23 protein-coding genes are annotated in these 26,899 nt (G+C 73.2%); 13 read left to right on the top strand and 10 right to left on the bottom strand.

Annotated features, from left to right (window positions below; translation table 11 throughout):
* The first annotated feature begins 11 nt into the window (after positions 1-11).
* The 7 genes from FXF52_RS05755 to wecB all read left to right on the top strand — a co-directional run bounded on the left by FXF52_RS05755 (position 12) and on the right by wecB (position 8,624).
* A complete protein-coding gene (locus tag FXF52_RS05755; RefSeq protein ID WP_255471771.1) occupies positions 12-1,274 on the top strand; it encodes an O-antigen ligase family protein in 1,263 nt (420 codons plus the stop codon).
* The gene (locus tag FXF52_RS05750; RefSeq protein WP_187413340.1) at positions 1,271-2,497 is read left to right on the top strand and encodes a glycosyltransferase family 4 protein; all 1,227 of its coding nucleotides are present in this window, start codon (positions 1,271-1,273) and stop codon (positions 2,495-2,497) included. The genes FXF52_RS05755 and FXF52_RS05750 overlap by 4 nt, the downstream gene beginning before the upstream one ends.
* 8 nt (positions 2,498-2,505) lie before the next feature.
* Entirely contained in the window at positions 2,506-3,669 is a 1,164-nt protein-coding gene (locus FXF52_RS05745; protein ID WP_148794201.1) for a glycosyltransferase family 4 protein, read from the top strand.
* Positions 3,666-5,075: a glycosyltransferase gene (locus tag FXF52_RS05740; RefSeq protein ID WP_148794200.1), complete on the top strand. Its 1,410-nt coding sequence runs from the start codon at positions 3,666-3,668 to the stop codon at positions 5,073-5,075. Before FXF52_RS05745 ends, FXF52_RS05740 begins: the two co-directional genes overlap by 4 nt.
* Positions 5,076-5,306: 231 nt before the next feature.
* Positions 5,307-6,347, top strand: coding sequence for a polysaccharide biosynthesis protein (locus FXF52_RS05735; RefSeq protein WP_148794199.1), 1,041 nt, complete (start codon positions 5,307-5,309; stop codon positions 6,345-6,347).
* The gene (locus tag FXF52_RS05730; protein ID WP_148794198.1) at positions 6,341-7,468 is read left to right on the top strand and encodes an NAD-dependent epimerase/dehydratase family protein; all 1,128 of its coding nucleotides are present in this window, start codon (positions 6,341-6,343) and stop codon (positions 7,466-7,468) included. The genes FXF52_RS05735 and FXF52_RS05730 overlap by 7 nt, the downstream gene beginning before the upstream one ends.
* Positions 7,469-7,499: 31 nt before the next feature.
* The gene (wecB, locus tag FXF52_RS05725; protein ID WP_148794197.1) at positions 7,500-8,624 is read left to right on the top strand and encodes a non-hydrolyzing UDP-N-acetylglucosamine 2-epimerase; all 1,125 of its coding nucleotides are present in this window, start codon (positions 7,500-7,502) and stop codon (positions 8,622-8,624) included.
* 86 nt (positions 8,625-8,710) lie between these two features.
* Here the strand turns inward: wecB and FXF52_RS05720 are convergent, their stop codons facing one another.
* A complete protein-coding gene (locus tag FXF52_RS05720) occupies positions 8,711-9,298 on the bottom strand; it encodes a sugar transferase (RefSeq protein ID WP_148794196.1) in 588 nt (195 codons plus the stop codon).
* Positions 9,295-10,449 (bottom strand): DegT/DnrJ/EryC1/StrS aminotransferase family protein, encoded by a 1,155-nt coding sequence (locus FXF52_RS05715; RefSeq protein ID WP_255471754.1) that lies wholly within the window; start codon positions 10,447-10,449, stop codon positions 9,295-9,297. The genes FXF52_RS05720 and FXF52_RS05715 overlap by 4 nt, the downstream gene beginning before the upstream one ends.
* A gap of 112 nt (positions 10,450-10,561) precedes the next feature.
* Here FXF52_RS05715 and FXF52_RS05710 point away from each other — a divergent pair, with 112 nt between their 5' ends.
* Genes FXF52_RS05710 through FXF52_RS05700 form a run of 3 tightly spaced genes read left to right on the top strand, consistent with a single transcriptional unit; the run spans position 10,562 to position 13,520 of the window.
* Positions 10,562-11,803, top strand: coding sequence for a glycosyltransferase family 4 protein (locus FXF52_RS05710; protein ID WP_148794194.1), 1,242 nt, complete (start codon positions 10,562-10,564; stop codon positions 11,801-11,803).
* Positions 11,800-12,450, top strand: coding sequence for an N-acetyltransferase (locus FXF52_RS05705; protein WP_148794193.1), 651 nt, complete (start codon positions 11,800-11,802; stop codon positions 12,448-12,450). The genes FXF52_RS05710 and FXF52_RS05705 overlap by 4 nt, the downstream gene beginning before the upstream one ends.
* 59 nt (positions 12,451-12,509) lie before the next feature.
* Positions 12,510-13,520 carry a DUF389 domain-containing protein gene (locus FXF52_RS05700; RefSeq protein ID WP_148794192.1) on the top strand — a complete coding sequence of 337 codons (1,011 nt, stop codon included), beginning with the start codon at positions 12,510-12,512 and terminating at the stop codon, positions 13,518-13,520.
* Here FXF52_RS05700 and FXF52_RS05695 read toward each other — a convergent pair.
* Both FXF52_RS05695 and FXF52_RS05690 read right to left on the bottom strand, forming a co-directional pair.
* Positions 13,483-13,914 (bottom strand): hypothetical protein, encoded by a 432-nt coding sequence (locus FXF52_RS05695; protein ID WP_148794191.1) that lies wholly within the window; start codon positions 13,912-13,914, stop codon positions 13,483-13,485. The genes FXF52_RS05700 and FXF52_RS05695 overlap by 38 nt on opposite strands.
* A gap of 142 nt (positions 13,915-14,056) precedes the next feature.
* Positions 14,057-16,477: a Tex family protein gene (locus tag FXF52_RS05690; RefSeq protein WP_148794190.1), complete on the bottom strand. Its 2,421-nt coding sequence runs from the start codon at positions 16,475-16,477 to the stop codon at positions 14,057-14,059.
* Between the two features lie 175 nt (positions 16,478-16,652).
* On the opposite strand from FXF52_RS05690, the gene FXF52_RS05685 reads away from it, so the two are divergent.
* Positions 16,653-18,164, top strand: coding sequence for a deoxyguanosinetriphosphate triphosphohydrolase family protein (locus FXF52_RS05685; protein ID WP_148794189.1), 1,512 nt, complete (start codon positions 16,653-16,655; stop codon positions 18,162-18,164).
* 2 nt (positions 18,165-18,166) lie between these two features.
* Here the strand turns inward: FXF52_RS05685 and FXF52_RS05680 are convergent, their stop codons facing one another.
* From FXF52_RS05680 to FXF52_RS05655, 6 genes are all read right to left on the bottom strand, one after another.
* Positions 18,167-19,309 carry an MBL fold metallo-hydrolase gene (locus tag FXF52_RS05680; protein WP_148794188.1) on the bottom strand — a complete coding sequence of 381 codons (1,143 nt, stop codon included), beginning with the start codon at positions 19,307-19,309 and terminating at the stop codon, positions 18,167-18,169.
* Between the two features lie 65 nt (positions 19,310-19,374).
* Positions 19,375-20,319, bottom strand: coding sequence for an SDR family NAD(P)-dependent oxidoreductase (locus tag FXF52_RS05675; protein ID WP_148794187.1), 945 nt, complete (start codon positions 20,317-20,319; stop codon positions 19,375-19,377).
* Complete coding sequence (locus FXF52_RS05670; RefSeq protein WP_255471753.1) at positions 20,316-20,729, bottom strand: hypothetical protein; 414 nt, start codon at positions 20,727-20,729, stop codon at positions 20,316-20,318. Before FXF52_RS05670 ends, FXF52_RS05675 begins: the two co-directional genes overlap by 4 nt.
* 325 nt (positions 20,730-21,054) lie before the next feature.
* Entirely contained in the window at positions 21,055-21,816 is a 762-nt protein-coding gene (locus FXF52_RS05665) for a succinate dehydrogenase/fumarate reductase iron-sulfur subunit (RefSeq protein ID WP_148794186.1), read from the bottom strand.
* On the bottom strand, positions 21,813-23,747 hold the full coding sequence (locus FXF52_RS05660) for a fumarate reductase/succinate dehydrogenase flavoprotein subunit (RefSeq protein WP_148794185.1): 1,935 nt from the start codon (positions 23,745-23,747) through the stop codon (positions 21,813-21,815). The genes FXF52_RS05665 and FXF52_RS05660 overlap by 4 nt, the downstream gene beginning before the upstream one ends.
* Before the next feature lies 1 nt (position 23,748).
* A complete protein-coding gene (locus FXF52_RS05655; protein WP_148794184.1) occupies positions 23,749-24,480 on the bottom strand; it encodes a succinate dehydrogenase cytochrome b subunit in 732 nt (243 codons plus the stop codon).
* A 35-nt stretch (positions 24,481-24,515) separates the two neighbouring features.
* Between FXF52_RS05655 and FXF52_RS05650 the strand changes: the two genes are divergently transcribed.
* A complete protein-coding gene (locus FXF52_RS05650; RefSeq protein ID WP_148794183.1) occupies positions 24,516-25,445 on the top strand; it encodes a LysR family transcriptional regulator in 930 nt (309 codons plus the stop codon).
* Positions 25,446-25,567: 122 nt separating this feature from the next.
* The gene (locus FXF52_RS05645) at positions 25,568-26,875 is read left to right on the top strand and encodes a hypothetical protein (protein ID WP_148794182.1); all 1,308 of its coding nucleotides are present in this window, start codon (positions 25,568-25,570) and stop codon (positions 26,873-26,875) included.
* Positions 26,876-26,899: the final 24 nt, after the last annotated feature.

Genomic DNA, 26,899 nt, shown 5'->3' with positions numbered 1-26,899 from the left:
AGGTCCAGTTGGTGTACCTGCGAGAGAGCAGCAAGGTCGGGGCGCCGTTGGCGGTGGCCGATGCGGGTGGCGGTCGTCACCGCCTACGGCCCGGCATCGGGCCGGCCGACGGTGCGCGGGTGCCGGCGCCGCGGCGCCCGCCATCCCGGCGGCCGTCGCTCGCCGGCGGTCTCGCCGTGGTCTACGTGACGAGCGTGCCGTTCGACGGGCTGCCGCTCGGTGACCGCAGCGTGCCGTTCGTGGTGAGCCTCGTCTTCGTCGTCGCCGCGCTGGCCGACCTGCTCCGGCCCGGGCGTCCGCCGGCCGGTGGGACGCCGCTGGGGCTGGCCGCGGTCGCCGCGCTCATGGTGTGGGCGGTGGCGTCTTACTTCTGGGCGTTCGATCCGGACGTCTACCTGCTCCGCCTGCCGACGGCGGCCCTGGTGGCGATCGTGACGGTGCTGCTGCCGGCCTTCCTGGGTCCGGTGTGGCGGGCGGCCGTGTGGGGCTACTGCGCCAGCTCGACCATCCTCGCCGTCGCGGTGCTGCTGGCGCCTGCCGACATGTACGCGCAACGTCGCACGGCCTCGGGGAACGCCAATGACGTCGCGGCGTTCCTGGCGATGGCGGTGGTCATGGCGTTGCACCTGGCCCTGACCTCCCGGGCCCGCTCGACCTGGTGGGGTTTCGCCTTCGCCGTGCCGTGCGCCGTCGGTCTGGTCGCCACCGGCTCGCGTACCGGGGCGGTGGCCGTGGTGGCCGGCACCGTGCTGGTCCTCGTGCACGCGCTGTGGAAGCACCGCGCCGTCGCCGTGGCCCGGATGCCCCTGGTGGTCGGGGCCGGCCTGCTCATCGCACTCGGCCTCTCGACGCAGTACGTCCCGCCCCGGCTCACCTCGCTCTTCGACTCGGTCGAAACCGGCGAACTCTCCGGGCGGGAGTACATCTGGTCGGCGGTTCTCTCCGACGGCCTGCGCCTGCGCGGCGTTGGGCTCGGCAACTCGCAGAGCTACCTCGAAGGGGTGCACGGGATGCACGCGGTCACGCACAACGTGGCGCTCGGCCTCATCCTCGAACTGGGCCTCGTCGGGCTGGCGCTCTTTGCCGTTGTCGTCCTCGTCGCTGTCGCACAGGCCCGCCGTTCGATCTTCCGTCCGATGCTGCTGCCCCTGGGCCTGGTGATCTGTGTCATGTCGACGACCCTGTCGCTGGAATGGCGCCGGTCGCTGTGGCTCGTGGTCGCCTTCGCGCTCACCACTTACCCGTCGCTCCAGCGGGCCGGGGAGCGACGGTGAGCCGCCCCCGGGTGCTGCTCCTGGCACCCACCAGCACGACCGGCGGGATCGCCTCCTGGGCGGCCATCCTGCTGGATCGGGCCCGGCGGACGGACTTCCTGGTCGAGAACACCTCGCGGCACTTCGCGGTGCTCGGCGAGCGGGAAACCGTGCGGCACCGGTGGCTGGCCGGCCGGGCGGCCGTCGCTCGGGTGTGGCGGGTACTGCGCCGGGCGCGCGCGGAGGCGGTGGACGCTGTCTACGTCACCTCGTCGCCCGGACTCGGCTTCCTGCTGCGCGATCTCCCGTTGGCGCTCGGCCTGCGGCTGCTGCGCCGGCCCGTCGTCGTCCATCTGCACGGCGGCGACCAGGCGAGGTTGTTCGGCACCGGCGTGCTGCGCCGTCGGTTCACGCTCTGGGCCCTCGACCGGGTGTCGCTGGTCGTGGTCATCACCCGGCCGATCGAACACTTCCTGGCTCGGCGACTGGCCAACACCCCCGTCCGGTACCTGCCGAACATGCTGCCCGACGAGTACTGGGCGCAGGCATGCCCGCCCGAGCCGCGGCGCCGCGACCAGGGACTCACCCTCGCGCTGGTGGCCTGGCAGGCGGCCGCGAAGGGCACGTTCGCCGCGTTGCACGCCCTCGCGCTGCTGCCCCCGGACGTCCGGCTGCTGCTGGTGGGGCAGGCCTCCGCGGAGAACGCCGCCGCGATCGAGGCCACCGTCGAGGAGTTGGGGCTCACCGCTCGCGTGGTCGTCACCGGACCGCTCGACCGGGCTGGCGTCGACGCGACGCTTGCCCGTACGGACGTCCTGCTCCTGCCCTCGGCCACCGAGGGGTTCCCGATGGCGGTGATCGAAGCCATGGCGCATGCCGTCCCGGTGGTCGCCACCCGGGTCGGAGCCATCGCCGAGATGGTGGGGGAGACCGGCCCGGAACCGTGTGGCCTGCTCGTCACGGCGCGCCCCGAGGACCCGCGCTGTCCGGCCGACCCCGCCGAACTCGCCGACGCGGTCCGTCGGTTGTCGAGCGCGCCCGGACTGGCTGCGGCGCTCGGCGCGGCGGGCCGACGCCGGGTCGGCGCGCACTACCTGGTCAGCGTCGTGCTGCCCGAGTTGGAGGACCTTATCGCGGCGGTGGCGTCGGGGCATTCGGTCAGTCGGTCGGCCGGTGCCGGGACGGCCGTCCCGCCCGCCCGATCCGACGCCGGGACGCCCAGGCGGACCGCGGTCGGACGGTGAGGGGCGAGATGCGAGTACTCATGGTCGGCCCGTTCCCGCGGGACATGGCGTCACCCACCGGGGGCGTGGAATCCGCCACCGTCAACCTGGTCGCCGGACTGGCCGCGCTCGGCGGCGTGGACCTGGAGATCGTCGGGAACCCGGGCTCGGGCGGCCCGGCGGAGTCCGTCGACCTCCCCGTCGGCCGGGTGCGGTACGTGCCCTGTGCCGGCGGGTGGGCCGGCTGGCGGCGCGACCTGCACGGCCCGTTCCTCCGGGCCGCTCGCCGGGAGGCCGACGTGGTCCACGTGCAGGGATACGCCTCGATCGCGGCCCGACTGCCCGGCTCCCTGCTGACCGTGCACGGCATCGCTGAGCGGGACACCCTGCTCACCCGCCGCGGCCCGGGCCGAGTGCCCCGCGCCGCAGTGGCGTACGCCCTGGAAGGGCTGCCCCGGCGGAAGGCCCGGCGGGTGATCGCCATCTCCGCGCAGGTGGCCCGGCGACTGCCGCGGGCCGAGCGGGTCTGGCAGATCCCGAACGCCATCGACCCGGTCTTTTTCACCGGCGTGGAACCCGCGCCGCCCGCCGATCCCACGTCATTCCTGGTGCTCGGCCGGATGACGCCGCTCAAGGACGTGGCCGGCGTGATCCGGGCCTTCCGGGCGGTCGCGGCCGCCACCGGATCCGCCCACCTGGTCATCGCCGGCAGCGGCATGGACGGCGAGTACGCCGCCTACTGCCGTCGACTGGCCGAGAAGATCGGGCTGCGGCGGAGCGTGACGTTCCTCGGCCAGCAGTCGGTCAAGGACACGGCCCAGCTGCTGCGCGAGGTTGGCACGTTGGTGCTCTTCTCCAGGCAGGAGAATGCGCCGATGGTGGTCGCGGAGGCGCTGGCGTCCGGTCGGGGGGTGGTGGCGACGAAGGTCGGCGGGGTGCCCGAGATGCTCCGCGGGCTCCCCGGTTGTCACCTTGTCGCGCCGCGGGACGGGGACGCCCTCGCCAGCCGGCTGCTGCGCCGGTGCGCCGGCGACGACCCGCACGCGGCGGTGGCCCGGCGTCGCGGCGCGCACCGCTACCGACCCGACGCGGTCGCCCGGGCAACCCGCGCCGCGTACGCGGAGCTGGCGGGCGGCGGCCCGGCGGAGCATGACGCGACGGCGGCGTCCGGCGGCAGGGGTACGGACGAGTGAGCCCGTCGGTTGGCGGCGCGGGTGTCCCGCGTCCATCACGGCAGGCGCCCCGGCCGAGCCGCCCGCCCCGGCTGCTCGTCGTCGCGTACCACTTCCCGCCGGCCGAGGCGGTGGGCGCCCGGCGCCCCGCGGCGCTGGCCCGGGCGGCCGTCGCGGCGGGTTGGGAGGTTCGGGTGCTGTGCGCGGGCGGACCGGACGCGACGGTCGACGGCCTGGCGCCGGCGGACGTTGTCCGGGTCCGCTCGTGGCGGCTGCCGTCCGGCCGGTTGGGCGGCGGCGCTGCAGCCGTCGGTCTGCCCGTCAGCGGCTCCGCCTGGCCCCCGGGACGTGGTCGTCTCGCGCCCGCCAGGATCGCCGCGCCGGTCCGGGCAGTCGCCCGCGAGATCCTGCACCTGCCCGACCCGGAGGCGGGCTGGATCGTCCCCGCAGTCCGCGCGGGCCGGGCCCTCTGTCATCGCTGGAGCCCGGACGTCGTCGTGGCCAGCGGACCACCCTTCTCGGTGCTGCTCGTGGCGGCGCTGCTGGCCCGCCGGCTGGGCGTGCCGTGGGTGGCGGACTACCGCGACCTGTGGACGGTCGGCAACGAGTACTGGGGGCACGGCCGCTCGCGGATCCGGCGGTTCCTCGACCACCGCCTGGAACGCCGGATGCTGCATACCGTCGCCCGCTGCGTGACCGTGTCGGAGCCGTTGGCGCGTACGCTGCGCGAGACGTTCGGCGTCCCGGCCGACGTCGTCATGAACGGCGTCGACGGGCGTCCCCGGCCCACCGGCCCGACGACCTCCCTGGTGGCCCCTGACGTGGATCCGTCGTCGCTCGTGCTTGTGCACACCGGGCTGCTCTACCCGGGACGGAGGGATCCCACGCCGCTGCTGCGCGCGGTGGCGCTGCTCGGCGACGACCGGCGCCGGGTACGCGTGGTACTCGCCGGCCCGGAGACCGCGGCGGCCCACGAGGCGGCCGCGAGGTGCGGGGTGCCGGACGTGGTCTCCGTCGTCGGGCAGGTCTCCGCGGTGGACTCGTGGCAGCTCCAGGCCGCAGCCGACGTGCTCGTCCTGTTGATGTGGGACGACCCGCGGGACGCCGGCACGGTGCCGGGCAAACTCTTCGACTACCTGCTGGCAAGGCGGCCGATCCTGATGGTGGGCCACCCCGACGGGGTGGCGGCCGACCTGATCCGCTCGCGTGGCGCCGGAGTGGTGCTCGGCGATCCGGTCGCGATCGCCGCCCGGCTGCGGGACTGGCTCGCGCTGAAGGAGCGGACCGGCCGGATCGAGGCGCTGCCGGAGAACGTCATGGACGGTCTGTTCCGGGAGGACCAGATGCGGGGCTACCTGGACCTGCTGGCCACGGTGGCGGGTCGGGAGCGTGCTCCAGCGACGGCCGACGTGGTCGCACGGTCCTGATCGAGGGACCTGTCCTCGCCCGGCCCGCCGGGCGAGGACAGTCCTGACGATCACCGTCCTCGCAGGTCACGGCCTTGGTGCTGGTTGCCCGAACTGCTGGTATCTGCCACATATTCCGATACTTGACGGCTATTGCCTCGTTCTTCAAGGAGGCCGTCCGACACGGTCAGGCAGGCCGGGCGGAGCCGCTACGACCGGCGCACCGCCGACCCGATGTGAACAGGAGCGTCAGTGACAGACTCGACCACCGGCCGCCGGGTGCTCATCACCGGCGGGACGGGTTCCTTCGGCCGGACGATGGTGCGCCGGCTCCTCGACCGTGGCGTCGCGGAAGTCCGGGTGTTGAGCCGGGACGAGGCCAAACAGGACGCCATGCGCCGGGAGATCGGCGACGACCGGGTGCGTTACCACGTCGGGGACGTACGCGACCTCCAGTCGGTGCTGCTCGCCAGCCGGAACGTCGACTACGTCTTCCACGCGGCGGCCCTCAAGCAGGTGCCCTCCTGCGAGTTCTTCCCGTTGGAGGCGGTGCGCACCAACATCGCCGGCAGCGCCAACGTGGTGGAGGCGGCCGAGGCCAACGACGTGTCCTCGGTGGTCCTGCTCAGCACCGACAAGGCTGTCTGCCCGGTGAACGCGATGGGGCTGAGCAAGGCACTGATGGAGAAGGTCGCCCAGGCTCACGCCCGGAACCACCCCGGCAGCCGGACCGTGGTCTCCTGCGTCCGCTACGGCAACGTCATGTACTCCCGCGGTTCGGTCATCCCGCTGTTCATCGAGCAGATCAAGGCGGGCCGGACGCCCACGGTGACCGACTCCGGGATGACCCGCTTCCTCATGTCGCTGGCCGAATCGGTCGAACTGGTCGAGCACGCGTTCCAGCGGGCCAGCTCCGGCGACGTGTTCATCCGCAAGGCGCCCGCCTGCACGATCGGCGACCTGGCCGAGGCGATCTGCCAGCTCTTCGGGGTGCCGGCCAAGCTGGACGTCATCGGCGTACGGCACGGCGAGAAGCAACACGAGACGCTGGCCACGCGGGAGGAACTCGCCCGGGCCGAGGACTTCGGCGATTTCTTCCGGGTGCCGATGGACACCCGGGACCTGAACTACGCGCTCTACGTCTCCGAAGGAGAGCTGCGGGACGTGCCGGTCGCCGACTTCACCTCGGCCAACGCGCCCCGGTTGGCCGTACCGGAGATCGTCGAGCTGCTGAAGACGCTGCCTGAGGTGCGGGCCGAGCTCGCGCTGCGGGACCCGGTGCTGGCGTGCTGAGGCTCGCCGTCACCGGCGCCGGCGGGTTCCTCGGCTGGCACGTCCGGGTGCTGCTGCACGCCCTCGGTTGGCCGGAGCCCGTCCTGGTGAGCCGGGCGGACCTGGCCGACCCGGCAGCGGTCGCCGCGAAGGTCAGCGGGGTCGACCGCGTGCTGCACCTGGCCGGGATCAACCGCGGCGAGCCGGCGGAGGTCGCAGCCGGCAACGTGCGGCTGGCGGCGCAGCTGGCCGAGGGTCTGCGGCGGGTCGCCGTCCCGCCCGGGTCCGTGGGCTACGCGAACTCCGTCCAGGCCGGCAACGGCAGCCCGTACGGGGACGCCAAGGCCGCCGCGGCGGAGCTACTGGCCGACACCGGCCTGCCGCTCGACGACCTGCGCCTGCCGAACCTCTACGGCGAGCACGGCCGGCCCTGGTACAACTCCGCGGTCGCCACGTTCTGCCGGGTGCTCGCCGACGGCGGCGCTCCTGACGTGCACGGCGATCGCGAACTGGAACTGGTGCACGTCACCGACGCCGCCGCCCGGCTCACCGGCGTACCGGCCGGCGGCTCCTGGGATCCGGCGATGCCGGTGCTGCGGATCGGCGTGCCCGCGCTCGCCGATCGGCTCACCCGCCTCGCCGCGACCTACCGCAGCGGCGACGTGCCGTCCCTGGTGGACCGCCACGAGGTCCGGCTGTTCAACACCTACCGCTCGCACTGCTTCCCGGACCACTACCCGATGCCCTTGACCCGGCGAGCGGACGCCCGCGGCGAGCTGGTCGAGACGGTCCGGGTGCACGGCGGTGGGGGACAGATCTTCTGCTCCACCACGCGGCCGGGAATCACCCGTGGGGAGCACTTCCATCTGGCCAAGGTGGAGCGGTTCGTGGTGCTACGCGGATCGGCCGAGATCAGCCTGCGCCGGGTCGGTGACGACGAGGTGGTGCGGTTCCGGGTGTCCGGGGACGAGCCGGTGCTGGTCGACATGCCGACCATGTGGGTGCACAAGCTGGTCAACACCGGCACCGACGAACTGGTCACCCTGTTCTGGACGAACGAGGTGTTCGACCCGCAGCGGCCGGACACCTGGCCCGAGCCGGTGGAGTCGCTACGGCCACAGCCGTTGGCGGTCGCGGTGTGAGGACCGTTGTGGTGGAGCGGAGAGGAGCGGCATGACCCGGATCATGACCGTGGTGGGCACCCGGCCGGAGATCATCCGCCTGTCCCGGGTGATCGCTCGGCTGGAGGACACCGTCGACCATGTGCTGGTGCATACCGGCCAGAACTGGGCCAGCAGCCTCTCCGACGTGTTCTTCACGGAGCTGCGGCTGCGCGAGCCGGACCGGTTCCTGCGGGTCGACACCACCTCGCTCGGGCGGGTGCTCGGCGGGGTGCTGATCGGCATGGAGGAGGCCATCGCCGAGCTGCGGCCGGACGCCCTGCTGGTGCTCGGCGACACCAACAGCTGCATCGCCGCCCTGATGGCCCGTCGGATGCGGGTGCCGGTTTACCACATGGAGGCGGGCAACCGCTGCTTCGACCTGAACGTGCCGGAGGAGACCAACCGCCGGTTGGTCGACCACGTCGCCGACTTCAACCTGGTCTACACCGAGCACGCCCGGCGCAACCTGCTCGCCGAAGGGCTGCATCCGCGACGCATCCTGCACACCGGCTCGCCGATGCGCGAGGTGCTTACGCACTACCTGCCGGACATCGAGCGCTCGACCGTCCTGGACCAGCTCGGGCTGGATGAGGGCGGGTACTTCCTGGTCAGTGCGCACCGGGAAGAGAACGTCGACCGGCCGGACCGGCTGGGCCGGCTGCTCGACTGCCTGCGGGCCGTCCGGGACGCCTGGGGCCTGCCGGTGCTGGTGTCCACCCACCCGCGTACCCGCAAGCGGCTGGAGGCGCTGGCGGCCGACGCGTTGACCCTCGACGGGATCACCTTCCACGAGCCGTTCGGGCTCATCGACTACGTCCAGTTGCAGCGCCGGGCCCGGTGCACCCTCTCCGACAGCGGCACCATCAGCGAGGAGTCCGCGATCCTCGGCTTCCCCGCGGTGACGCTGCGCGAGTCGATCGAGCGGCCCGAGGCCCTGGACGCGGGCGGCATCGTGATGACCGGCCTCGACCCGGCCGGGGTCGTGGAGGCGGTCGGCGTGGTGACCGCGCAGGTCGCCGCCGACGGCGTCCCCTGCCCGGCCGACTACCAGGTGACCGACACCTCCCGCCGGGTGGTCGACTTCATCCTCTCCACCGTCCGCCGCCACCACGACTGGGCCGGCATCCGTCGCTGACCGTCCGAGCCATGACAAGCTGACCCGTCCAGGCCACGGGAAAGAGGGCCGGGGACCACCAGGTCCCCGGCCCTCTTCCTGCGCGGTCAACGGCCGATGACCGCCTGCACGGTCCGGGCGAGGATCAGCAGGTCGCCGAGGAAGCTGCGGGTCTCGACGTAGCGCACGTACATCTCCACCTTCCGCGGCAGCACCACCGACACGTAGTACTCCTCCGGCCGCGGCGCCCGGGCCAGCTCCGCCGACTCGTTGCGGTACGCGATCGATGCCGGGTCGGTGATGCCGGGACGCACCGAGAGGATGCGCCAGCGGGCCAGCGGCGGCCAGCAGTCGACGTATCTGCGCACCTCGGGACGCGGACCGACCAGGCTCATGTGGCCGATCAGCACGTCGAAGAGCTGGGGGAGTTCGTCGAGCTTGCTCGCCCGCAGCAGCCGCCCGACCCGGGTGATCCGATCGTCGGTGTCGGAGGTGACGGCGGCGCCGGGTCCGGTCCGCATGGTGCGGAACTTGTGGATGTGGAAGGTGCGCCCGGCCCGGCCGGCGCGTTCCTGACGGAAGAGCACCGGCCCGCCGTCGTCCAGCCGGATCGCCAGGGCGATCAGGGCCAGGACGGGCGCGCAGAGGACCAGGGCCGCCGCCGCGACGGCGACGTCGAAGAGCCTTTTGATCATTGAAGCACCTTGTGGACGGTGGTGATGACGCGGTCGACCTGCTCGTCGGTCATGGCCGAGAAGATGGGCAGGCTGACCACGCGCGCGAACTCGGCGCTGGCGACGGGGAACATGGCATCGGCGAGTCGGTACCGATGCCGCCAGTAGGTGTGCTGGTGCAGCGGGATGAAGTGCACGCTGCACCCCACGCCGAGGCGGGACATCTCCTGGATGAAGTCGTCCCGCCCGGGTGCCGCCCCGGGGTGCAGGCGGACCACGAAGAGGTGCCAGGCGTGCACGTCGCCGGCGGGGGCCGGGACGGGCAGGTCGAGCGGGAGTCCGGCGAACGCCTCGCGGTACCGGCGGGCGATCGCCTCCCGGCGCGAGCGCATGGCCTCCGCGCGGTCGAGCTGGACCAGGCCGAGCGCGGCCGCCGGATCGGTGAGGTTGCACTTCCAGCCGGCCTCGACCACGTCGTACCGCCAGGCCGGCCGGTCGCTGCGGTACCGGTCGAAGCCGTCCCGGTCGAACCCGTGCAGCCGGGTGGTGCGGATCCGCCGGGCGAGGTCGGGGTCGCGGGTGACCACCATCCCGCCCTCGCCGGTGGTGATCGTCTTCGTCGCGTAGAAGCTGAACACCGTCGCCGCGCTCGTTCCGGCTCCGACGGCGACGCCCTGGCTGCTCGCGGGGAACGAGTGGGCGGCGTCCTCGACCACGGCCAGCTGGTGGCGCTCGGCGAACGCACGCAGCTCCGCCGGGGCGACGAGTTGGCCGGCGAAGTGGACGGGCAGCACCGCGACGGTCCTCGGCGTGACCTTCCGGGCCGCGTCGACGAAGTCGATGTGCAGGGTCACCGGGTCGACGTCGACCAGCACCGGTTCGGCGCCCAGGTGCACGACGACCTCGGCGGTGGCGGTGAAGGTCCAGGTCGGCACCAGCACCTCCATGCCCGGCCCGACGCCGAGCGCCTCCAGTGCCAGGTGCAGGCCGGCCGTCGCCGAGTTCACCGCGATGGCGCTGACCCCCGGTCCACACGCCTCGGCGAACCGCTGCTCGAAGCGCGGCACCAGCGGCCCGCTGGAGAGCCATCCTGAGCGGAGGGCGGCCGTGACGGCAGCGATTTCCTCCTCGCCGATGTCAGGCAACGCGAAGGGAAGCCTGCTGTCGTCCACCGGAACTCCTCTTTGGTGCCTTGCGTCCGTTTTGCCTTGCCGGAGGTTAAACTCCGTTCGCCCGTTCTGGTGACTATTTGCCCATTTGTGAATCTTGTTCGTGAGGTGACGCATGCGGGTCGGTCTGCTGACCCAGTGGTACGACCCCGAGCCGGGGCCGGCGGCGCTGCCGGGCACGCTCGCGCGCGGCCTCGCCCGACGCGGCCACGACGTCCAGGTGCTCACCGGCTTTCCGAACTACCCGACCGGCCGGCTGGCCCCGGGCTACCGGATGAGCCGGCGGCAGGACGAGGTGGACGCCGACGGGGTGCGGATCCGCCGGGTCGCCCTCTACCCGAGCCACGACGACTCCCCGCTACGCCGCCTGGCCACCTACGGCTCCTTCGCCGCCTCGGCCCTCGCCTCCGGCACGGACGCCCTGCGTGGCCTGGACGCGCTCTGGGTGAGCAACTCCCCGATCACCGTCTCGTTGCCGATGTGGTTCGCCCGCTACGCGCAGCGGATCCCGGTGGTGCTGCACGTGCTCGACCTGTGGCCGGACAGCGCGCAGGCCAGCGGCTTCCTCGGACCAGGGCGGCGGGGGGCGCTGCTGGCCCGGGGCATGGCCGGCTGGTGCACGGCGATGTACCGGTGCGCCGCCCAGGTGGCGTACATCTCGCCCAGCGTCGGTGAGCTGCTGCTCCGGCGCGGAGTGCCCGAGCACAAGCTGGTGCACATCCCGATGTGGGCCGACGAGAACCCGTGGGCCGCTCCGGGCGACCTCCGTGCGGAGCTGGGCCTGCGCGACGACCAGATCGTCCTGGTGTACGCCGGGACGATGGGGGAGGCACAGGGGCTCGACGCCCTCGTCGACGCCGTGGCGATGGTCGACGACCCCCGGCTGGTCTGCCTGTTCGCCGGCTCCGGGGTGTGCGAGGAACGCCTGCGCCGGCAGGTCGCGCAGCACGGGCTGCCGAACGTGCGGTTCCTCGGCCGGCTACCGGCCGAGCGGATGCCGGCGCTGATGCGCACCGGGGATGCGCACGTGGTCAGCCTCCGGCCCACCGGGATGTCGGCGTACACGATGCCGAGCAAGGTCCAGGCCATCCTTGCCGCCGGCCGCGCACTGCTGGTCGCGGCGGACGGTGACGCCGCGGCGGTGGCATCGGCGAGCGGCGCCGGGATCACCGCCCGACCCGGCGACCCCGGCTCGATCGCCGACGCCGTCCAGGAGGTGTGCGCGTTGGGACGCGAGAAGCTGGACCTGCTCGGCCGTGCCGGGCGGGAGTTCTACGACCGGGAGTACTCCGTGGCCTCCGGGGTGCGACGGGTGGAGGAGGCGCTGCGCGCCGCCTGGTCGGGGAGGCGCCGATGAGTCCCGCGAGCCCCGGCGACCTCGACGTCCTGCGCCCCGGTGACGTCCGCCCGGCCGCGGCGTTGCACGTCCGCGCGTTCGACCGGTTCTTCCTGTCGACTCTGGGCGAACCCTTCCTGCGCGAGTTCTACGCCGGCTTCGTCCGGGATCCCGACGCGGTCACCGCGGTCGCCCGGAACCCGGAAGGCCGCCTGGTCGGCATGGTCGTCGGCACCGTCGCCCCGGAGCTGTTCTTCCGCCGCCTGCTGCGGCAGCGCGGCCCGCGGCTCGCGCTGGCGAGCATGCCGGCGGTGCTACGCCGTCCGGCGGTCGCACTGCGGGTGCTGCGTGGGGTCGCCTACCGCGGCGGTGTGCCGGTCGAGACCCGGGGCGCCCTGCTCAGCTCGATCTGCGTCGACCCAGGAGCCGAGCACGGTGGGCACGGGCGGCGGCTCGTCGATGCCTGGTGGCAGGGGGTCCGCCAGCGGGGGGTGACCTCGGCGTACCTGACCACCGACGCGGACGGCAACGACCGGGTGAACGCCTTCTACGCGCGCGCGGGCTGGACGCTGCGGGGCAGTTGGACCACCCGCGAGGGACGGCGGATGAACTGCTACGGCATCGCGGCCACGCCCTCCGTGCCGCGTGTGGGCGAGCCGGCCGGCTGATCGGTACAGTGCGGCGACCGGCGGCGTGAGAGCCGCCCCGACCGCAGGGAGTACCCGCTGTGTTGCACCTCCGGGTGATCGCACCTCCGGACCGGTCGTCCGAGGTGATCGACCTGCTCGCGGCGGAACCCGGCGTCACCCACCTCGTGGTGCTGGCCGGCGCCGCCCGCCAGCCGGCCGGCGACTACATCACGTGCGACGTGGTCCGGGAGAGCGCCGACAACGTGCTGCGCCGGCTCCAGGAACTCGGCGTCGAGGCGCGGGGCGGCATCGCGGCCGACGACGTGGAGCTGACCCTCTCGGCGGCGGCGGACCGGGCCGCCCACGACGCCCCCGGGCACGGCGAGGACGCCGTGGTGTGGGACGAGATCGCCGCGAAGACCGGGGAGCAGACGGTCCTCACCGGCACGTTCCTGGCGCTGATCATGGTGGCCACGATGATCGCCGGCATCGGGGTGCTGCTGGACCAGCCGATCCTCATCGTCGGCGCGATGGTGGTCGGCCCGGAGTTCGGCCCGCTCGCCGCGCTCTGCGTGGCCCTGCTGCGCCGGCAGCGGCAGGTCGTCGTCCGTTCGGTCAAGGCCCTGGTGGTGGGCTTCCTGGCGGCCATGCTGATCACCGTGCTGAGCACCTGGGCGTTGACCTCGGCCGGGCTGGTCAGCCGGGACATGCTGCTGGCCGACCGGCCGCTGACCGACTTCATCTGGCGTCCCGACGCGCTGTCCTGGGTGGTCGGCCTGCTGGCCGGCGTCGCCGGAATGCTCTCGTTGACCTCGAAGAAGTCCGGTTCCCTGGTCGGCGTGCTGATCTCGGTGACCACCGTGCCGGCCGCGGCGAACGTGGCGGTCGCGGCGGCCTACGGGGTCTGGCCCGAGGCGGCGGGCTCGGCCCTCCAGTTGGTGATCAACCTGGCGGCGATCGTGGTGGCCGGCCTGCTCACCCTGCTCGCGCAGCTGTGCTGGTGGCGGCGGGTGGCACGGCGGACCGGCCGGAGCGTGCCGCGGCAGCGGGCCGACCGGGAGCCGGGGCGGGTCAGCGCCAGTCGTCGCCCGCCGCGAGACGCCGGCTGAGCAACGCCGCCAGCGGCATCGACTCCCCGTCCCGGCCACCCCGCCCGACGACCAGCGGCGGCGGGGACGGCTCGGGGTCGGCCCCGAACAGCCGCGACCGGAGGCTGGGCGGCATAGTCAGCAAGTAGAACCGCCCCTCGGCGTCGACCGCCCGGCTGCGCGCCCGATCCACGTACCAGCCGGTGAGCCGGGTGCGGTAGCGGGCGCGACCGTCGTAGGACGTGACGGTCAGCCGGTCCGGGCGCAGGCCGCGCCGGGTCGCCTCGGCCGCGAACCGGGCCACCAGCTCCGCCGCCTCGGCCTGCTCAGTGGCGCGCTGCCGGGCGTCGGCCTCGGCGTGTGCCCGCACCGCGCGGCGCTGCCGCTCCCGCCACTCCAGGCCGTCATCCGTCACGCGTGCCACGGTACGCGGGCCTCGCCCGCCCGCCGCGGGTCCGACTCCCCGGCTGGGCGCCCCGGTCACGCTGTCGAGCTGACTCGTTCCCGACATCGGCCCACCGATGCGGTCGCGACGTCAGCTCGACAGCGTGTGGCACTCAGGCCAGGCCGGCGCGGCGCAGCGCGTCCGCCATGGCGCTGTTGGCCGGGGCCGGCGCGCCAGCGCCCCGCCCCTGCCGCTGAGGAGACCCACCGCGCGAGCCGCCCCGGTCCCCGCGTGGCGCGCCGCCCTGGCCGCCGCGCTGACCGCCGCCGCCCTGGCCGCCCCGGCCACCGCCGCCCTGGCCACCGCGCTCCCGCCGGCCGTCGGCCGGGCGGTCACCGCCGGCGGGCGCCTCGTCGTCCAGCCGCAGGGTCAACGAGATGCGCTTGCGGGGCACGTCGACGTCGAGCACCCGGACCCGGACCACGTCGCCGGACTTCACCACGTCCCGCGGGTCCTTCACGAAGGTGTGCGACATGGCCGAGACGTGCACCAGGCCGTCCTGGTGCACGCCGACGTCGACGAACGCGCCGAACGCCGCCACGTTGGTGACCACGCCCTCCAGCACCATGCCCGGCTTCAGGTCGCCGAGCGTCTCGACCCCCTCGACGAACGTGGCCGTCCTGAACTCGGGGCGCGGGTCACGGCCGGGCTTCTCCAGCTCGCGCAGGATGTCGGTGACGGTGGGCAGGCCGAAGGTGTCGTCGACGAAGTCACCGGCGCGCAGCCCGCGCAGGATCCCGCTCTGCCCGATCAGGGCGCGCAGGTCCTGCCCGGTGTGGGCGAGGATCCGCCGCACCACCGGGTACGCCTCGGGGTGCACGCTGGAGGAGTCCAGCGGGTCGTCGCCGCCGGGGATGCGCAGGAAGCCGGCGCACTGCTCGAACGCCTTCGGCCCGAGCCGGGGCACCTTCTTCAGGTCGGTCCGGGTGCGGAACGGCCCGTTGGCGTCCCGGTGCAGCACGATGTTCTCCGCCAGCCCGGCGCCGATGCCCGAAACCCGGGTCAGCAGGGGAGCGGAGGCGGTGTTGACGTCGACGCCAACGCCGTTGACGCAGTCCTCGACCACCGCGTCCAGCGAGCGGGACAGCTTCACCTCGGACAGGTCGTGCTGGTACTGCCCGACGCCGATCGAGCGCGGGTCGATCTTCACCAGCTCGGCTAGCGGGTCCTGCAGGCGGCGGGCGATGGAGACCGCGCCGCGCAGCGACACGTCCAGGCCGGGCAGCTCCTGCGAGGCGTACGCGGAGGCGGAGTAGACCGACGCGCCGGCTTCGGAGACCACCACCTTGGTCAGCGTCAGCTCCGGGTGCCGCTTGATCAGGTCGCCGGCCAGCTTGTCGGTCTCCCGGCTGGCGGTGCCGTTGCCGATTGCGATCAGCTCCACCTGGTGCGCGGCGGCCAGCTTGGCCAGGATGTCGATCGAGGCGTCCCACTGCCGGCGCGGCTCGTGCGGGTAGATCGTATGGGTGGCGACGACCTTGCCGGTGGCATCCACCACGGCCACCTTCACGCCGGTGCGCAGGCCCGGGTCCAGGCCCATGGTCGGCCGGGTGCCGGCGGGCGCGGCCAGCAGCAGGTCGCGCAGGTTGGTGGCGAACACCCGCACGGCCTCCTCCTCGGCCGCCTGCCAGAGCCGCATCCGCAGGTCCGCGCCGAGGTGGATGAGGATCCGGGTGCGCCAGGCCCAGCGCACCGTGTCGGTCAGCCACTTGTCGGCCGGGCGCCCCTGGTCGCTGACGCCGAACCGGCCGGCGATCGCCGCCTCGTACCGCGTCGGACCGCTGGCCACCGCGTCGGCGTCACCCTCCGGCTCCGGGTCCATGGTCAGGTCGAGCACGCCCTCCTTCTCGCCGCGGAACATGGCGAGGATCCGGTGCGAGGGCAGCTTCGGGTACGGCTCGGCGAAGTCGAAGTAGTCGGCGAACTTGGCGCCGGCGCTCTCCTGGCCGTCGCGTACCCGGGCGACCAGCCGGCCCCGCGACCACATCTGCTCCCGGAGCGTGCCGATCAGGTCGGCGTCCTCGGCGAAGCGTTCGATGAGGATGGCCCGGGCGCCCTCGAGCACGGCCGTCGCGTCGGCGAACCCCTTGTCGGCGTCGACGTAACCGGCGGCCGCCTCCCGGGGGTCGTGCGTCGGGTCGCCGAGCAGCGCGTCGGCCAGGGGCTCCAGCCCGGCCTCGCGGGCGATCTGCGCCCGGGTCCGCCGCTTCGGCTTGTACGGCAGGTAGATGTCCTCCAGCCGGGACTTCGAGTCGGCGGCCATGATCTGCGCTTCCAGGGCCTCGTCGAGCTTGCCCTGGGACCGGATCGACTCCAGCACCGCGGCGCGCCGCTCGTCCAGCTCGCGCAGGTAGCGCAGCCGCTCCTCGAGGGTGCGCAGCTGCGCGTCGTCGAGCGAGCCGGTGGCCTCCTTGCGGTACCGGGCGATGAACGGCACGGTGGCGCCGCCGTCGAGCAGCTCCACGGCCGCCCGTACCTGACGTTCGGCGACGCCGAGCTCGTCGGCGATCCGCTGATGAACAGACTGGGTCACGATCTGATCCGCCTTCTCGGGTGGGTTCCGCCGTGCATTCTGCCGCCCGCCCCCGACGCCCCGCACCACCCCCGCCCATGGCGCGTCGCCGCCGCCGGAGACACCCGGCGCCATCCCCGCCCGTGCCACCGGACCCGTCGCTGGTGATCGGTCCGCTGCGCTACGGTGGGCGATCATGGAGCAACCTGCGGATCCGCGGGCCCGGCGGCTCTTCGGCGGCAGCGCCCGGGCGCTGGGCGACCTGGCCGCCAGCCCGTTCCGGGCCGACCGGGACCGGATCGTCGCGTCGCCGTTCTTCGCCCGGCTGAACGGGGTGACCCAGGTGGTCAGCCCGGGCGGGTCCGGCCTGCTGGTGCACAACCGGCTCACCCACAGCCTGAAGGTCGCCCAGGTGGCCCGGGCGGTCGCCGAGCGGCTCACCGCCGAGGAGGCGCACCGCGCGCTGCTGGAGAAGCTGGGCGGCTGCGACCCGGACGTGGTGGAGGCCGCCGCGCTCGCCCACGACCTGGGCCACCCGCCCTTCGGCCATCTGGGGGAGCGGGTGCTGGACCGGCTGGCCCGCCAGCGCCTCGGGCTGCCCGACGGCTTCGAGGGCAATGCCCAGTCGTACCGGATCGTCACCAGTACGGAGATCCGGGGCGCGGCGACCACCGGCCTGGACCTGACGGCGGCGGTCCGGGCGGCGATGCTGAAGTATCCGTGGACCCGCCTGGACCATCCGGACCCGCACCCGCGGCACCTCGACCCGACGCCCCGCGGCGCGGCTGCCCCGCCCGACGACCCGGAGAGCGGGTCGGCGAAGTTCGGCGCGTACCGGACCGAGCTGGACGATCTGCGGCAGGCCCGGGAGCCGTTCGCCGGGCGGATCCCGGACTGGCAGCAGACGCCGGAGGCGTCGATCATGGACACCGCCGACGACATCGCGTACGCGATCCACGATGTGGAGGACTTCTACCGGGTCGGGGTGCTCCAGCAGGGCGCGGTGGCCGCCGAGCTGATGGCCTGGCAGCGGGAGAGCGGGCACTTCCGCTCGATCACCGGCGCCGCGCTGACCACCGCCGGCCGGCGCCCCGGCGCGGCCATCGAACGGCTGCGCCGCCAACTGCACCGCAAGGACGCCTGGATCGCCGACGACGAGGCGTTCGCCGCCGCCGTGGAGCACGTCCGCGAGGAGTTGGTCGAGGGGCTGCTGGCACTGCCGTTCGACGGCTCGATCGAGGCGGAGCAGTACGTGGCCCGCTTCTCCGCCCGCTGGTCGACCCGGTTCGTCGAGGCCATCACGGTGACCCCGGAGCCGAACGTCCGCTCCGGCCACGTGCTGCTCGCCAAGGCGCAGTGGCACGAGGTGCAGGTGCTCAAGTTCGTCCACCACCGGTTCGTGCTGGCCCGCCCCGACCTGGCCCTGCACCAGCGGGGGCAGGCGCGGCTGCTCGGCACCCTGGTGGAGGCGCTCTGGGAGTGGCTGCTCGACCCGGAGGAGGAGTCCCGGTTGCCCCGCCGGCTGCACGACCTGGTCGAGCTGGCGGAGGCGGAGCTGCACCCGCGTACGCCGGACCGGATCGGCCGGGCCCGCGGCCGGGCGATCGTGGACTTCGTCGCCCAGCTCACCGACGGGCAGGCGGTGGCGATGCTGGACGCCCTCTCCGGCCGCTCGGGCGCGCTCTGGACCGACGCCTTCGTGCTCTGAGCTCAGGCGACCGCCTGCCACCAGCCGTCCACCGGTGGCGGGTCGTCCACCGCGACCCGCTCGCCGGGGCGCGGCACCGCCAACCGGACGTCGCGGGCCTTCGCCTCGGCCCAGAGCCGGTCCACCGGCTCGGACCAGTCGTGCAGGGCCAGGTTGAAGGTGGCCCAGTGCACCGGGACGAGGAGGTCGCCGCGCAGGTCGAGGTGGGCGGCGACCGCCTCCTCGGGGAACATGTGGATGCTCGGCCAGGCCCGGTCGTACGCCCCGATCTGCATCAGCGTGACGTCGAACGGGCCGTGCTCCGCGCCGATCCGGGCGTAGCCGTCGAAGTAGCCGGAGTCGCCGGTGTAGAAGACCTTGCGGTGCGCCCCGGCCACCACCCAGGAACTCCACAGGGTGCCGTCGCGGCGTAGCCCGCGCCCGGAGAAGTGCTGGGCGGGGGTGGCGGTGACGGTCAACCCGCCGACCCGGTGGCTCTCCGACCAGTCCAGCTCGACGATCCGCTCCTCCGGTACGCCCCACCGGTCGAGGTGGGCGCCGACGCCGAGCGGGACCAGGAACGGTGCGGACTGGTGGGCGAGCAGCCCCCGCACGGTCGCCAGGTCCAGGTGGTCGTAGTGGTCGTGGGAGATGAGGATGGCATCGAGGCGGGGCAGCTCGTCGAGGCGTACCGGCGGCTGGTGGATGCGGCGCGGCCCGATCCGGGCGGACGGCGAGCAGCGGTCGCTCCACACCGGGTCGACCAGCACCCGGTGCCCCTCGATCTCGATCAGGGCCGACGCGTGGCCGTACCAGACGATGCCCAGCTCGCGGGCGGTGTCCGCCGGGGCGGGGTCGGCCGGCCGCAGCAGCGGGACGGAGCCGTCCGGCCGCCGCTTCTGCTTGCCGAAGATCAGCTCCTTGAGCAGGTTGCGGCCCGGGTCGGCGACCATCGTCCGGGTGCCCGCCGGGTTGTGGAAGGTGCCGTCGCGGAACTGGGGGGAGCGGGCGGCGCGGGCCGCCCGGGCGCCGGCGAGCCGGCCGCCGAGCTGCAGGGGCACGTCCCGGCCCACCCAGGCCACCCCGGCCAGCGCGGCCACCCCGGCCATCCGCCACAGCCGGCGGCCCAGCGCCCGCTCGACTGCTTGTTCCTCCGCTGCGCTCATCGCCGTCCCCTCCCGTGTCCCGCCGACTACACGGTAGCCACCCGCACGCCGGTTCGCTTCCGGGCTCAGCGCCGCCGGCGCCGCACCGCCGAGCCGGCCGCCGCCGTCGCGGTGCCCAGCGCGCGGATCACCTGCGGCAGGTCCGGCAGCCAGCCGCCCCGGACCGCCTCGCCGGTCGGGTTCGGGGCGAACACGATGCCCTCGTGCGGCCCGATCGGCTGGTTGCTCAGCCCGGCGAGCCGCATCAGCGGCCCCACCAGCACGTCGTACACGCCGGGCAGGACGGTGAAGCCGAACCGGAAGAACAGGTTGAGCCGGCCCACCGACACCTCCCGGCGGGGGCGGTCGGCGCAGTGCACGATCGCCCGGGCCACCCGCTCGGGAGTGGTGATCGGCGGCGGGGGGCGGCCGGTGCGGCCCAGGTAGTTGGCCGCCTGGCGGTAGACCGGCGTGTCCACGCTGCCCGGGTTGATCAGGCAGATCCGGATGCCGGGGGTCTCCCGGGCCTCCTGCTGCAACGTCCGGGTCAGCCCCTGCAGGCCCCACTTGGCCGCCACGTAGCCGCTCATGTACGGCGCGGTGATGTGCCCCAGGACCGAGCCGGTGAGGATCAGGGTGCCCGCCGAGGCGGCCCGGAACCGGCCCAGCGCCACCCGGGCCACCTCGGCCGCGGCCAGCAGGTCGGTACGCACCACCTGCTCGAAGACCTCGCTGGGCACCTCGTCGAAGCGGCCGTACGCCATCACGGCGGCGGTGTGCACCCAGGCGTCGATGCCGTCGAACTCGGCCGCCGCGGCGTCGGCCAGGTCGGCCAGCGCGCCGGGCGTGCCGACGTCCATCGGTACGCCCAGCACCGCCGCGCCGGCGGCGCGGCACTCGTCGCGTACCTCGGCCAGGGTGGCGGGGGAGCGGGCCGCCAGGACCAGGCGGTCCCCGCGACCGGCGAACTCCCGGGCGGTCGCCCGGCCGATGCCGCTGCTCGCGCCGGTGATCACCACCGTCCGGCTCACGGCGCGAGCACGACCTTGACGCAGCCGTCGCGCTTCTGCTGGAACATCTCGTACGCCTGCGGCGCCTGCTCCAGCGGCAGCCGGTGGGTACGCAGGTCCTCGACGCCCAGCGGGTCGTCGTCGCCGGTGAGCAGCGGCATGATCTCGTCGACCCAGCGGCGTACGTGGCACTGCCCCATGCGCAGCTGGACGCCCCGGTCGAACATCTCCATCAGCGGCATCGGGTCCAGCTCGCCGCCGTACACCCCGGAGACGGAGACCGTGCCGCCGCGCCGGACGGCCTTGAGCGCGGCGTGCAGCACCACCAGGCGGTCCACGCCCGCCCGGTCGGTCATGGCCTGGGCCAGCTTGTCCGGCAGCAGCCCGGCGGCGGTCTGGGCCAGCTTGCCGTGCCAGGTCAGTGCCCTCATGCCCGTTCGTCCCCTCGTCGGTGCCGTCCATCGGACTGCTACCCGGGAGGAGGGACTTGAAGCGGCTGCCCGGGTCCAGGTGCGGCACCCGGTGCCCGGCTGCTCGACGAGCCAATGTCCCAAACGAGTCAGCCTGGCGTGGCGGGGTGCCCGGGAGAGGCTGATCCGGACGCGACATCACAGACGGCTCAGCTCGACAGGAAGCGGTCGAACACGTTCCGGTCCGCCGCGTCGCGCCGTACCCCGGAAGAAAGGCCGACCGCCGCACCCCGGAAGTGGGGTGCGGCGGTCGGTGGGTCGGACGGCGGGCGGACCCGCCGCGGGCTCAGGAGCCGGGGGTGCCGGCGCGCTTGGACGTCGCCTTGAGGTAGTCCCGGTTGAGCCGGCCGATGGTGTTCAGCGGGATGCCCTTCGGGCAGGCCGCCGCGCACTCGCCGATGTTGGTGCAGCCGCCGAAGCCGGCCTCGTCGTGCGCATCCACCATGCCGATCACCCGGGTGTACCGCTCGGGCTGGCCCTGCGGCAGCAGCGAGAGCTGGGTGACCTTGGCGGCGGTGAACAGCATGCCGGAGCCGTTCGGGCAGGCCGCCACGCAGGCGCCGCAGCCGATGCAGGCGGCCGACTCGAAGGCGGCGTCCGCGTTGTTCTTGGCCACCGGCACCGAGTGGGCCTCGGGGGCGCTGCCGGTCGGCGCGGTGATGTACCCGCCGGCGGCGATGATCTTGTCGAAGGCGTTCCGGTTGACCACCAGGTCCTTGACGACCGGGAAGGCCCGGGCACGCCACGGCTCGATGTCGATCGTGTCGCCGTCGGAGAACTGCCGCATGTGCAGCTGGCAGGCGGTGGTGCCACGCTGCGGCCCGTGCGCCTCACCGTTGATCATGAGGCTGCACATGCCGCAGATGCCCTCGCGGCAGTCGTGGTCGAACGCGACCGGCTCCTCGCCCTGGAGGATCAGCCGCTCGTTGAGCACGTCGAGCATCTCCAGGAAGGACATGTCCGGGGACACGTCGTCGACCTGGTAGGTCACCATCCGACCCTTGTCCTCAGGGCCCCGCTGGCGCCAGATGCGCAGGGTCAGATTCACTTGTAGCTCCGCTGCGTGGGGTGGACGTATTCGAACTGCAGGTCTTCCTTGTGCAGCACGGGCTGGTCGCCGGTGTACTCCCAGGCCGCCACGTAGGCGAACCGGTCGTCGTCGCGCTGCGCCTCACCGTCGGGAGTCTGGTGCTCGGCCCGGAAGTGGCCGCCGCAGGACTCCTCGCGGTGCAGGGCGTCGATGCACATGAGCTCGGCCAGCTCGAAGAAGTCGGCCACCCGGCCGGCCTTCTCCAGCGACTGGTTGAGCCCCTCGCCGTCGCCCGGGACGCGGACCCGCTGCCAGAACTGCTCGCGCAGGGCCCGGATCTCGTCGATCGCCTTGCGCAGCCCGGCCTCGGTGCGCTCCATACCGCAGTGCTCCCACATGATCTGGCCCAGCTCGCGGTGGAACGAGTCCACCGTCCGGTCGCCGTTGATCGAGAGCAGCTTCTGGATGCGCTCCTCCACGGCCGCGCGGGCGGCCACCACGTCCGGGTGGCTGGCGTCGACCTTCTCGAACGAGCCGGCGTTGGCCAGGTAGTTGGGCAGGGTGTTCGGCAGCACGAAGTAGCCGTCCGCCAGGCCCTGCATCAGCGCCGAGGCGCCGAGGCGGTTGGCGCCGTGGTCGGAGAAGTTCGCCTCACCGATCACGAACAGGCCCGGGATGCTCGACTGGAGGTCGTAGTCGACCCACAGGCCACCCATCGTGTAGTGCACGGCGGGGTAGATCCGCATCGGGACCTCGTACGGGTCGTCGCCGGTGATCCGCTCGTACATCTCGAAGAGGTTGCCGTACTTCGCCTCGATGGCCTTGCGGCCCAGCCGCTGGATGGCGTCGGCGAAGTCCAGGTAGACGCCGAGCCCGCCCGGGCCGACGCCGCGGCCCTCGTCGCAGACGTTCTTGGCGGCCCGGGAGGCGATGTCCCGGGGCACCAGGTTGCCGAAGGAGGGGTAGATCCGCTCCAGGTAGTAGTCCCGCTCGTCCTCGGGGATGTCCTTCGGAGCGCGGTTGTCGCCCTTCGCCTTGGGCACCCACACCCGGCCGTCGTTGCGCAGCGACTCGCTCATCAGGGTCAGCTTCGACTGGTGGTCGCCGGAGACCGGGATGCAGGTCGGGTGGATCTGCGTGTAGCAGGGGTTGGCGAAGTGCGCGCCCTTGCGGTGGGCCCGCCAGGAGGCGGTGACGTTGCAGCCCTTGGCGTTGGTGGACAGGTAGAACACGTTGCCGTAGCCGCCGGAGGCGAGCACGACCGCGTCGGCCAGCTCGGTGGTGATCTCACCGGTGACCAGGTCCCGCACCACGATGCCGCGCGCCCGGCCGTCGACGACGACCAGCTCGAGCATCTCGTGGCGGGCGTTCATCTCCACGTTGCCCAGGCCGATCTGCCGCTCCAGGGCCTGGTACGCGCCGAGCAGCAGCTGCTGGCCCGTCTGGCCCCGGGCGTAGAAGGTGCGCTGTACCTGCGCGCCGCCGAACGAACGGGTGTCCAGCAGGCCGCCGTACTCGCGGGCGAACGGGACGCCCTGGGCGACGCACTGGTCGATGATGTTGACCGACACCTCGGCCAGCCGGTGCACGTTCGACTCCCGGGAGCGGAAGTCGCCGCCCTTGACGGTGTCGTAGAAGAGCCGGTGCACCGAGTCGCCGTCGTTGCGGTAGTTCTTGGCGGCGTTGATGCCGCCCTGGGCGGCGATCGAGTGGGCCCGGCGCGGGCTGTCCTGGTAGCAGTAGGACTTGACGTGGTAGCCCTGCTCGGCCAGGGTGGCCGCGGCCGAGCCGCCGGCCAGGCCGGTGCCCACCACGATCACGGTCAGCTTCCGGCGGTTGGCCGGGTTGACCAGTTTCGCCTCGAAGCGGCGGCGCTCCCAGCGGGTCTCGATGGGGCCGTCCGGGGCCTTGGTGTCGGCGATCGGGTCGCCTTCGGTGTAGAGATCCATGTCAGGCCACCAATCCGGTGAGTACGGCGAACGGGACCACCAGGTAGCCGGCGACCAGCACGACGGCGAAGACCAGCGCGGCGCTCCGGGCCCGGCGCTCGCCCTTCGGGGTCTGCTGGCCGAGGCTGCGGAACGCGCTGAACGCGCCGTGGCGCAGGTGGAAGCCGAGCGTGACGAGGGCCAGGACGTAGAAGAGGGTGACGTACCAGCGTTCCGGGGCGAAGTCGGCGACGACGTTGCCGTACGGGTTGGCCGGGTCGCCCTGAGGGTTCAGGTGACCGGTGGTCAGGTCCAGGATGTGGTAGATCACGAAGAGCAGGATGATCACCCCACCCCAGCGCATGGTGCGGGCCGCGTAGTTCACGTGGATCTTGCGGCGGTGCGCGTACGGCACCGGGCGGGCGGCGTGGGCGCGCATCGACAGGACGGTGGCGGCCCCGATGTGCGCGAGCACGGCCACGGCCAGCACGGTGCGCTGGATCCACAGGTACCAGGTCGACGGCAGCAGCGGCGTCCCGATCTCGCGCAGCCAGTGTGCGTAGTGGTCGAAGGACGTCTCGCCCGTGAAGACCTTCAGGTTGCCGAGCATGTGCAGGATCAGGAACAGCACCAGGAGAATGCCCGTCACCGCCATGACGACCTTGAGGCCGACGTTCGAGCGGATGGGCGACCGAGTTTTCGTGATTACCACGCGCCCGACGCTAGGAGCACTTCGATCAGTCGTCCAATGCATCGACTGCGCAGTCTTGATAGCCATAAGCTATGTAGATGCAGCTCCATCAGCTCCGGTACTTCGTTGCGGTCGCAGAAGTACGACATTTCACCCAAGCTGCCGACCTGGTGGGCATTACCCAGCCCTCGTTGAGTAAGCAAATTCACGCCCTGGAGACCGACCTCGGGGCCCCGTTGTTCGAGCGGGTAAGGGGCAACATCGCCCTCACCGCGGCCGGCGAGGTGCTGCTGCCGCTGGCCAAGCGGATCCTCGCCGACGTCGACACCGCCACCCGGGAGGTGCAGGAGTTGGTGGGGCTGCGCCGGGGTCGGGTCCGGCTCGGCGCGACGCCCAGCCTGGCCACCTCGCTCGCGCCCCCGGTGCTGCGCCGCTTCCGCGACGCCCACCCCACCGTCGACCTGCGGGTGGAGGAGGGCGGCTCGCAGGACCTGGTCCGCAACCTGCTCCGCGGCGACCTCGACCTGGCGCTGATCATCATGCCGGCGGCGGGCACCGACCCGGGGCTGCGCGCCGACCCGATCCTGCGGGAGAGTCTGGTGGTCGCCTCGGTGGACCCGCTACCGGCCGACCCGGTCACCGGCGAGCTGCGCATCACCGACCTGCGCGACGAACCGCTGGTGATGTTCCGCGAGGGCTACGACCTGCGCGACGCCACCCTCCAGGCGTGCCGGGAGGCCGGCTTCGAGCCGCGGCTCTCGGTGGACGGCGGCGAGCTGGACGCGGTGCTCAGCTTCGTCGAGGCGGGGCTCGGCATCGCGCTGGTGCCCGGCATCGCGGTGGCCCGCCGGCCCGGCATCCGGGTCACCCGGCTCGCCCGGCCCGGCGTACGACGGACCATCGCGGTGGCCCGCCGCCGCGACGTGGTGCCCACCCACGCCGGCCGCGAGCTACGCCGCATCCTGCTGGAGTACGTCCACGACGCCACCGTCGGCAACGAACTCCCGCCGGGCGTGGAGCCGCTCTAGATCGCTGTGGCGGGGCAGCGAACTGCCTGTGGCGCGGGTTACATTCCGGCTGCCTGTCCATTTCAGACCCCAGGGGGCACCTGATGGCACGACAAAGGCATCTGTGGGCTCGGCTCGCCATTGTGGCGGCCACCCTGATCGCGGCGGCCGGGGCGGCATCGCCAGCCGCCGCGGCGCCGACCGCCGACCTTCACGTCACTGCACCGGACGTCACCATGGCCGCGGACTCCGCCGGCAAGCCCGTCCACCTCACCCTGACCAACCATGGCCCCGCCGACGTCCCCGTCGCGACGCTGGTCGTGGACACCCGCGACCTGGACACGTCGAAGGTTCGCGTCGAGCCGGTCCTCTGTGATGAGCCGCAGTCGGGGGTCTACGAGTGTCACTCGGCCAGCCTCGAGATGGACGTCGTGCCGAGCGGCATCGCCCTCGACTGGCCGTTCATGATCACTCGGCTGCGGGGTGCCAGCGGGGACGCCGGCTCGATCACCTTCACCGCCAGGCACGACGGCACGGACCCGGAGCCGGGCAACAACCTGGCCCGCGTCGGCGTGACCATCGGTGGTCACGGTCCGGACCTGATCGTCAGCGCCGGCGACGTGCGGCACGCCGGCCGGGTCCTGCCCAACGGCGACACCGACGTGACCGGGCCGCTGCACCCCGGCGAGAACGGGCTCTTCGGTTACCTCGTGCGCAACGTCGGCGACCGGCCTGCCGCCGGGATCAAGCTCACCGCGAAGCTGCCCGCGCATGTCACCTTCACCCGGGTCGGCAAGGGTTGTGCCCTCGCCCCGGGCCGGGGCTCGATGACCTGTACCTATCCCGACCGGGTCCTGGTGCCGGCCGGCGAGGACCAGGGCGACGACTCCGTGCTGTCCGCTGTCGACCTGGTGAGGGTCGCGGCCGGCACGACCGCCCCGGTCACCCTGACCGGCGGCCTGATCACCGTGGAAGCGCTCGCCGCCGGCCCGGCCGAGGCTGAAGCGCCCGGCCGCACCGACGCCGCGCCGACCGGTGCGGTGGAGACCGAACCGTCCGGCCCCGCCGAGCCGACCCGTGCGGCGGACGCCGAACCGCCGGGGCCGGCCGACGTGGAGCCGTCACCTCCGGCCGTCGCCGGGTCGTCGCCTGCGACCAGGAGCGGCGAGCCGCAGGATGCCCAGGCGGGCGTGGCCACCGAGCTCGATCCCGGCGACAACCGCGACGGGTTCCAGGTGGCGGTGGTCGCCGCGCCGTCGGGCGGCGGATCCGGTGGTGGCGGCAGTGGCGGTGGCACCGGAGGCGGCACCCTGCCGATCACGGGTGTCCAGGTGGGACTCATCGGCGGGATCGGCGCGGCTGTGGTGCTGGCCGGTGTCCTGCTGCTGCTGGCCGGCCGCCGGCGGCGTGTCGTGACGGCGGTGCCGACCGCCGAGAAGCCGGGGTCGTGAGCCCGGACGGGCACGGGGTCACGG

It is taken from the genome of Micromonospora sp. MP36 (assembly GCF_008119785.1).
Lineage (GTDB): Bacteria > Actinomycetota > Actinomycetes > Mycobacteriales > Micromonosporaceae > Micromonospora.
The sequence above is the reverse complement of the archived record's forward strand: the minus strand, read 5'-3'. Positions and strand labels throughout refer to the sequence as shown.